The 8,557-nt window shown below is 70.5% G+C and carries 6 protein-coding genes and 1 pseudogene; 4 read left to right on the forward strand and 3 right to left on the reverse strand.

Annotated elements, in window-relative coordinates; all coding sequences use genetic code 11:
- Positions 1 to 116 precede the first annotated feature (116 nt).
- Positions 117 to 455, reverse strand: a complete 339-nt coding sequence (locus H5J33_RS15325; RefSeq protein ID WP_181795474.1) for an LAETG motif-containing sortase-dependent surface protein — start codon at positions 453 to 455, stop codon at positions 117 to 119.
- 109 nt (positions 456 to 564) lie between these two features.
- Here H5J33_RS15325 and H5J33_RS15330 point away from each other — a divergent pair, with 109 nt between their 5' ends.
- The 3 genes from H5J33_RS15330 (at position 565) to H5J33_RS15340 (ending at position 5,965) form a co-directional block, all read left to right on the forward strand.
- Positions 565 to 909 (forward strand): hypothetical protein, encoded by a 345-nt coding sequence (locus H5J33_RS15330; RefSeq protein WP_181795475.1) that lies wholly within the window; start codon positions 565 to 567, stop codon positions 907 to 909.
- 229 nt (positions 910 to 1,138) lie between these two features.
- Positions 1,139 to 2,386 (forward strand): Ig-like domain-containing protein, encoded by a 1,248-nt coding sequence (locus H5J33_RS15335; protein ID WP_181795476.1) that lies wholly within the window; start codon positions 1,139 to 1,141, stop codon positions 2,384 to 2,386.
- Positions 2,387 to 2,743: 357 nt separating this feature from the next.
- The gene (locus tag H5J33_RS15340; RefSeq protein ID WP_220212365.1) at positions 2,744 to 5,965 is read left to right on the forward strand and encodes a S8 family serine peptidase; all 3,222 of its coding nucleotides are present in this window, start codon (positions 2,744 to 2,746) and stop codon (positions 5,963 to 5,965) included.
- Between the two features lie 106 nt (positions 5,966 to 6,071).
- Here the strand turns inward: H5J33_RS15340 and H5J33_RS15345 are convergent, their stop codons facing one another.
- Entirely contained in the window at positions 6,072 to 6,983 is a 912-nt protein-coding gene (locus tag H5J33_RS15345; RefSeq protein ID WP_181795478.1) for a helix-turn-helix transcriptional regulator, read from the reverse strand.
- Positions 6,984 to 7,155: 172 nt separating this feature from the next.
- Between H5J33_RS15345 and H5J33_RS15350 the strand changes: the two genes are divergently transcribed.
- Positions 7,156 to 8,199, forward strand: coding sequence for an NAD(P)-dependent alcohol dehydrogenase (locus tag H5J33_RS15350; RefSeq protein ID WP_181795479.1), 1,044 nt, complete (start codon positions 7,156 to 7,158; stop codon positions 8,197 to 8,199).
- Between the two features lie 60 nt (positions 8,200 to 8,259).
- Here the strand turns inward: H5J33_RS15350 and H5J33_RS15355 are convergent.
- Positions 8,260 to 8,557, reverse strand: a pseudogene (locus H5J33_RS15355) (hypothetical protein); the annotation flags it as partial.

The raw sequence follows: 8,557 nt of genomic DNA on the forward strand, positions 1-8,557 counted from the left end.
TGGTGGCGGCGGTGGAGAAGGTCACCGGTCCGCTCCGGTGAACGACGGCGGGGCCCCGGCCGGGGCCCCGCCACACAGGTGACACACCGTCACTGCGGCTCGGCGGCCCGGGCGAGTCAGAAACCCATGCGTTCGCGACGCACCGAGTAGACGACGAAACCGGCGCCCACCGCGAGGAACAGGCTCCCGCCGACGACGTACGGGGTGGTGTCGAAGCCGCCGGTGTCGGCCAGTTCGGCCTCCTCGGCCGCCCGGTCCGTGTCCATGGCGGGCGCCGACACCGCTCTGACCTGTGCGACCTGGGTGACCTGGGTGACCCGCGAGGACGTCGTGGCGGTCGCCGGCTCTCTCGCGGGGGTGTTCTGCGAGGCGTTCGCGGACGGGACGAACCACAGTGCGCACAGGAGGGTGCCCGCGGCGGTGGCGGTCAGCAACGGGCGGCGAGCGGATGACACGGAATATCGATCCCCTTGTGACGCTGGCGAATTGGCCGTGTGGGGCGATGTTAGTGAAAGGCGCGGGTCACAGGAAAGTCACGGGAGGTTTCGGCCGTACGCTCCCGTCATGAGCACGGAAGAGACATCACGTTTTGTACGGCTTCGGGTGGAGCTGGTGCTGGAGGTGCGGGACGAGGGCGAGGTGGCCAAGGCCGCGCTGCGCCGTCTCGCCGGTGACACCGGGCTGCCCGAGGCGGAGCGGGCGCACGCCGAGTCCACTGTGACGGAAGACACCGCGGAGGCCCTGGCCTATCTCGTGGATCCGTTCGACCTGGTCAGCGAGGTGCCCGGGGTGGAGCTCCAGCAGGCGTCCTGGTCGAGTGAGCGCGTCGACTACGACCCCGATTCGCCCGAGTGGGACCTGGACGAGGATGATGGGGAGGACGACGAGGAAGAGGACGGCATCGGCTGAGCGTCCCGGGGCACCCATGACCCCGGACGGCACCGCCGTCCGGGGTTTCGTCGTCCCAGGGGACGTACGGACCGGTGTCCGGCCCCACCCGTGACGGGAGCGCGCCGCGGACGTGGGATGCCCCACAGATCCACGGGGCGGGAACGGGACGAACCGGCCGTAGCGTTGATGGTTCGTGACGGGGGACTCTCGGGGTTTTCGCGACTCGGCAACGATGGAGAAGCTTGTGATGACGGACAGTAAGCGGCGCGGACGCCTGGCGGCCGCTTCCGCTCTGCTCGGCGGTGTGCTGGTGCTCACGGCGTGTTCCGGCGGCGACGCCGACGCCTCCGGGGGCGGCGGCGACACCTCGCAGGCCAAGGTCGACGAGGCGGCGGCCAAGAAGTCGTCCGAGGCGCAGATCACGATCACGCCGAAGGACGGCTCCGCCAACGCGTCGATCAACAACTCCGCCGCCGTCACGGTGAGCAAGGGCACGCTCACCGGCGTCACCATGACCACCCAGGACGGCAAGGCCGTCGCCGGGCAGCTGGCCGCCGACGGCAGGAGCTGGAAGCCCAGCACCCCGCTGGAGCGGTCCACCACCTACAAGGTCGCCGCGGAGGCCAAGGACTCCGAGGGCCGCATAGCCCACGAGAACGCCTCCTTCACCACGGTCTCCCCGGCCAACAGCTTCATCGGCACCTTCACCCCGGACAACGGCTCCACGGTCGGCGTCGGCATGCCCGTGTCGATCAACTTCGACAAGGCGATCACCAACAAGGCGGCCGTGCAGAAGGGCATCACGGTCAGCTCCAGCAGCGGCCAGGAGGTCGCCTGCCACTGGTTCAACGCCAACCGCATGGACTGCCGCCCCCAGGACTACTGGAAGGAAGGCTCCACCGTCACCCTGAAGCTGGCGCTCGACGGCGTCCAGGGCGCGAGCGGTGTCTACGGCGTCCAGCAGAAGACGGTCACCTTCCACATCGGCCGCAACCAGGTCTCCTATGTCGACGCGCAGACCAAGCAGATGAAGGTCACGCAGGACGGCAAGGTCGTCAAGACCATCCCGATCTCCGCCGGTTCCCCCGACAACAAGACGTACGAGGGGCGGATGGTGGTCTCGGAGAAGTTCAAGCAGACCCGCATGAACGGCGCCACGGTCGGCTTCACCGACGACGACGGCAAGGGCGAGTACGACATCAAGGACGTGCCGCACGCCATGCGCCTGACCACCTCGGGCACCTTCATCCACGGCAACTACTGGGGCGCGCCGTCGGTGTTCGGCAGCGCGAACACCAGCCACGGCTGTGTCGGCCTGCGGGACGCGAAGGGCGCGAACGACCCGAGCACGCCGGCGGCCTGGTTCTACAACCACACGCTGATCGGTGACGTCGTGGTCGTCCAGCACACCGGCGACAAGACGGTCTCGCCGGACAACGGCCTCAACGGCTGGAACATGGACTGGGCGCAGTGGAAGGCCGGTTCGGCCATCTGACGCTCCGTCACCGTCTCGCGCGATGCCGCTCCTCCGGGGGCGGCATCGTTCGTTGACGGCCCATAACACCCTTTGGTTGCAAGGGACTTCGCGATTCTGTAACGGTGTCCCGGACGGCGCGTAACAGTTTCCTGTCGTGCTTTCTCACCGTTCTCTCATCTATTGAGCGACTGATCGTCTCCCGGAATACTTCGATGCCCGGGAGGCCGACGCGCGTGTGTGCGAGTCCGCCCCCGGCCGGGTGAACGGGGAATTCGCCCGGTACCTCATCTCCAGGGGGAGAACTTGCGCGCACAAGTGAAAAGAGCGGCCGCGGCCACCGTGGCCACGGCCGCGGCGGTCGCCCTCGCAGCGGGTATGACCAGCCCCGCGTCGGCGAAGCCCGCCCGCACCACCGCGGGCGCCGCCGCGTTCACCGCCAGGCACCACGTCACCCTGATCACCGGTGACCGCGTCGCCCTCGACGCCAAGGGCCGGGTCGTCGGCCTGGAGCGGGCCAAGGGCCGCGAGCACATACCCTTCCAGGTCCGCAAGGCGGCCGGGCACACGCTGGTGATCCCCGCGGACGCGGCCCACCTGGTGGCCTCCGGCACGCTGGACCGGCGCCTGTTCGACGTCACCGAGCTGGACAAGGCCGCCACCCGCAAGGCCCAGAGGAACGGCCTGAAGGTCATCGTCGGCTACCGCGGCACCGCGGGCGCCGCCAAGGCGGAGGTCCGCGACGCGGGCACCCTGCGGCGCAGCCTGACCGCGCTCAACGCGGACGCCGTGCAGACCCCGGTGAAGGACACCGCCGGGCTGTGGGACGCCGTCACCAACGGCGACAAGACCGCCTCCGGCATCGCGCACGTCTGGCTCGACGGCGTCCGCGAGGCCAGCCTCGACAAGTCCGTGCCGCAGATCGGCGCCCCCACCGCGTGGAAGGCCGGTTACACCGGCAAGGGCGTCAAGGTCGCCGTCCTGGACACCGGCGTGGACACCCGTCACCGCGACCTGAAGGACCAGGTGATCGCGTCCCGGAACTTCACCGGCGCCGCCGACGCCACCGACCACTTCGGCCACGGCACGCACGTCGCCTCCATCGTGGCGGGCACCGGCGCCGAGTCGGGCGGCAAGTACAAGGGTGTGGCCCCGGACGCCAAGCTGCTCAACGGCAAGGTCCTGGACGACAGCGGCTTCGGCGACGACTCCGGCATCCTCGCCGGCATGGAGTGGGCGGCCGGCCAGGGCGCCGACGTCATCAACCTCAGCCTCGGCGGCTACGACAGCCCCGGGATCGACCCGCTCGAGGCCGAGGTCAACAAGCTCTCCGCCGAGAAGGGCGTCCTGTTCGCGATCGCCGCGGGCAACGACGGCCCCCAGTCGGTCGGTTCGCCGGGCAGCGCGGACGCCGCGCTCACCGTCGGCGCCGTCGACGACAAGGACAAGCTGGCCGACTTCTCCTCCACCGGCCCGCGCGTCGGCGACGGCGCCATCAAGCCGGACGTCACCGCGCCGGGCGTCGACATCACCGCCGCCGCGGCCGACGGCAGCGTCATCGACAAGGAGGTCGGCCAGAACCCCGAGGGCTACCTCACGATCTCCGGCACCTCGATGGCCACCCCGCACGTCGCGGGCGCCGCGGCCATCCTGAAGCAGCAGCACCCCGACTGGGGCTACGCCGAGCTGAAGGGCGCCCTGACCGGCTCCGCCAAGGGCGGCAAGTACACCCCGTTCGAGCAGGGCACGGGCCGCATCCAGGTCGACAAGGCCATCGGCCAGTCGGTCGTCGCCGACCCGGTCTCGCTGAACTTCGGTGTGCAGCAGTGGCCGCACACCGACGACACCCCGGTCACCAAGAAGCTGACGTACCGCAACCTCGGCGACAAGGACGTCACGCTCACCCTGGCGAGCACCGCCACCGGGCCCAAGGGCGCGGCGGCCCCGGCCGGCTTCTTCACGCTCGGCGCGAACCAGGTCACCGTCCCGGCGCACGGCACGGCCGCGGTCGACCTCACCGTGAACACCAAGCTCGGCGGCACCCTCGACGGCGCCTACTCCGCGTACGTCACGGCGACGGGCGCCGGCCAGAGCGTCCGCACGGCCGCCGCGGTGCAGCGCGAGGTGGAGTCCTACGACGTCACGCTGAAGTTCATCGGCCGTGACGGCAAGCCGGCCCCGTATTACGAGGCCGACCTCTCCGGCGTGACGGGCCTGGCGGCCGGCACCTCGGTGAACCCGTACGACAAGTCCGGCACGGTGAAGGTGCGCGCGCCCAAGGGCACGTACATCCTCAACACCTCCGTCTACGGCGACCCGCAGAACGCCGCCAAGGGCATCGACTGGCTCGTGCAGCCGAAGCTGACCGTCGACAAGAAGCAGACGATCACCCTCGACGCGCGCAAGGCCAAGCCGGTGGACATCACCGTCCCCGGCTCGGGCCTGAAGCCCGAGTTCGCCGCGCCCGGCTTCGGCATCACGGTGGGCGACAGCGAGTACGCCTACACGATGTTCCTGGACTCGTACAAGAACTTCCGCACCGCCCACCTGGGCCCGCAGCCGGCCGCCGGCTCGCTGACCCAGCAGTGGGACGGCCACTGGACCAAGGGCGCGACCGAGGAGTACGCCGTCACCTCCGGCGGCCGGGTCAAGCAGCTCGCCACCGGCTACACCCGGCACTACAAGGCCGCCGACCTCGCCACGGTGAAGGTCCGGATGGGCGCGGCGGCCCGCGGCAAGAAGGGCACCGTCGACGCCATCGGCTGGCTGCCCGACAGCTCCGGCGCCTCCTCCATCAGCATCCCGCAGAACCTGCCCGGCACCCGCACCCTGCACCTGTCCACCACGGGCGGTGTGCGCTGGGGCCTGGAGTTCGGCCAGCACAGCGGGGACGACTACGAAGCCGGCTACTCGCTCGGCGAGTCCACCTTCAAGGGCGGCAAGACCTACACCAAGACGGTCAACACCGCCGTCTTCGGCCCGCACGTGGACAAGGAAATGGGCCTCTTCCGGCAGGGCAACGAGATCTTCGGCTCGCTGCCGCTGTTCGCCGACTCGGCCCAGAACGCCGGGTACTCGGCCTTCTCCTCGGTGAGCACCACCCTGTACCGCAACGGCACCAAGGTCGGCACCAACGAGGACCCCCTGTTCGGCGGCGAGTCCTTCAAGGTCCCGGCCGGTGACGCGGCGTACCGGCTGACCACCTCGGTCAAGCGGAAGGCGACGGTGTCCGAGGCGTCCAGCCGGATCGACGCGGCCTGGACCTTCCGCTCCAAGAAGCCGTCCGGCGACTTCGTCCAGCTGCCCGCCTCCAGCCTGCGCTTCGGTGCCACCACCGGTCTGGACAGCCGGGTCGCGGCGGGCAAGAAGGTCACCTTCCCGGTCACCGTGGAGGGCGCCGCCGCCGGCCGCAACCTGAAGTCCCTCGCGGTCTACGTCTCCTACGACGGCAAGACCTTCAAGAAGACCGACGTCAGGAACGGCAAGATCACCGTGAAGAACCCGGCCAGGAACAAGGCCGTCTCGTTCCGCGCCAAGATCACCGACAAGAAGGGCAACACGTCGGAGATCACGATCTACAACGCGTACTTCGGCAAGTGATCCCTCGCTAGCCGACCGTCCGCACGAGCGGCCCGCGGCGGGTACCCACCCGCCGCGGGCCGCTCGCCCGTTTCCGGGCCAGGCCGGGCCCCCGCCCGTTTCCGCGCTAGGCCGAGCGAACCGCCCGCGTGGCGTCCGCGCCCCAGCTGGCCAGCAGGCGCAGGGACTCGGCGGTGGGGGAGTCCGGCTCGGCGTGATAGGTGACCAGGGACTGCTCCGAGCCGTCCGTCAGGCGGAAGCTCTCGAAGTTCAGCGCGAGGTCGCCCACCAACGGGTGGTGCAGGTGCTTGACGCCATGGCTCTTCTCCTTGACGTCGTGCGTGGCCCACAGCCGGCGGAACTCCTCACTCTTCACCGACAGCTCGCCCACCAGCGCCGACAGCTTGGGATCGTCCGGGTGGCAGCCCGCGTCCATGCGCAGGGCGCACACGATGTCGATCGCCTTCTGCTCCCAGTCGACGAACAGCTCCCGGTACTCGGGGCGCAGGAACACCAGCCGGGCCCAGTTCCGCTCGGCCGGCGGCACCTCGCCCCAGTCGCCGAAGAGGGCCGCCGCCATCCGGTTCCAGGCGAGGATCTCCGCGCGCCGGCCCACGACGTACGCCGGCACGGACTCCATGGTCTGCAGCAGCTGCCGCAGCGCCGGGCGCACCTGCTGCTGGCGCGCCCCCTGCTTCCTCTTCAGCGTCTTCGGCTTGGCCAGATGCGTCAGATGGGCGTGCTCGGCGTCCGTCAGCCGCAGGGCCCGCGCGATCGCGTCCAGCACCTCCGCCGACACGTTCCGCCCGTTGCCCTGTTCGAGCCGGGTGTAGTACGCCACCGACACCCCGGCCAGCTGCGCCAGCTCCTCCCGGCGCAGCCCCGGCACCCGGCGGTGCCGTCCGAAGCCCGACAGTCCCACGTCCTCCGGCTTCAGCCGGGCCCGCCGGCTGCGCAGGAACTCGCTGAGCTCCGCCCGCCGGTCCAGGGCCTGGCCACCGCCGGCCGTCGTGTCCGGCTGCTCGTCCCTGCTGTCCATGCGTCCAGTATTCCTGGTCGTATGCAGGTGAGCCTGACCTCGCTGGTGGTACGCACGGCGGTCGTACGCAAAGGCGTGGTCTGGGTACGCCCCCGGAGGTGCGGCAGGCTGGACGCCGTGCCCGGGACCAGGAAGGCCGGGCGCGAGAACGATCACTAGGAGAACCACCGGCATGACCACTGTTGCCGCATACGCCGCGCCCGCCGCGAAGGCTCCGCTGGAGCGCACGACCATCGAGCGACGCGCGGTCGGCGAGTCCGACGTCCTGATCGACATCAAGTTCGCCGGTATCTGCCACTCCGACATCCACCAGGCCCGGGAGGGCTGGGGCGAGGCGATCTTCCCGATGGTGCCCGGCCACGAGATCGCCGGCGTCGTGTCGGAGGTCGGCCCCGGCGTGACCAAGTTCAAGGTCGGCGACCGGGTCGGCGTCGGCTGCCTGGTCGACTCCTGCCGCGAGTGCGAGAACTGCCGGGCCGGGCAGGAGCAGTACTGCGTGAACGGCGGCTTCGGGCCCACGTACAACGCCATCGGCCGGGACGGCACGCCCAACTACGGCGGCTACTCGCAGAAGATCGTCGTCGACGAGAACTACGTCGTCCGCATCCCCGACGGGCTGTCCCTGGACGTGGCCGCGCCCCTGCTGTGCGCGGGCATCACCACCTACTCGCCGCTGAAGCGCTGGAACGCCGGCCCCGGCAGGAAGGTCGCGATCCTCGGCATGGGCGGCCTCGGCCACATGGGCGTGAAGATCGCGCACGCGCTCGGCGCCGAGGTGACCGTGCTGTCGCAGTCCCTGCGCAAGAAGGACGACGGCCTCAAGCTGGGCGCCGACCACTACCACGCCACCAGCGACCCGAAGACCTTCGAGGAGCTGCGGGGCACGTTCGACGTGATCCTGTCCACGGTGTCGGCCCCGCTGGACTTCAACGCCTACCTGTCGCTGCTGAAGACGCAGGGCGCGCTGGTGAACGTGGGTGCCCCCGAGGAGCCGATCTCGCTCAACCTCTTCTCGGTGATCGGCGGCGGCAAGACCCTCGCGGGCTCCATGATCGGCGGCATCCGCGAGACCCAGGAGATGCTGGACTTCTGCGCGGAGCACGGCATCGGCGCCGAGATAGAGCTGATCGCCGCGTCCGAGATCAACGAGGCGTACGAGCGGGTGCTGGCCAGCGACGTCCGCTACCGCTTCGTGATCGACGCCGCGACGATCTGACCCGCGGTCCGCCGGACCGTAGCCCTCGCCGGGCTACGGCCGGCGGCGGGGTGCTCCCCCCTATCCGAGGCCGAAGCCCTCCCCGGCGCCGTACGCCCGTACCACCACGCCCCCGTCCGTGGCCGGCCGCACCACGTGCGCCCGTCCGGCACCGGACACCCGGGCCTCGCCGTCCCGGACGGCGAGCAGCGTGTTCTCGTCCAAGGCGACCCCGTACGGCGCCTTCCGCCGCCCCACCGCCGCGACCAGCCGGGCCAGCGTCCCCCACTGGGCGGCGTGCACGTCCACCGCGAACGGCACCAGCCCGAGCCCCGCCCGGACCTCGACCTCCGCCAGGTCCTCCCCGGTCTCCTCCGGG

Origin of the sequence: Streptomyces sp. WELS2, from assembly GCF_013870595.1 — a bacterium.
GTDB lineage: Bacteria > Actinomycetota > Actinomycetes > Streptomycetales > Streptomycetaceae > Streptomyces.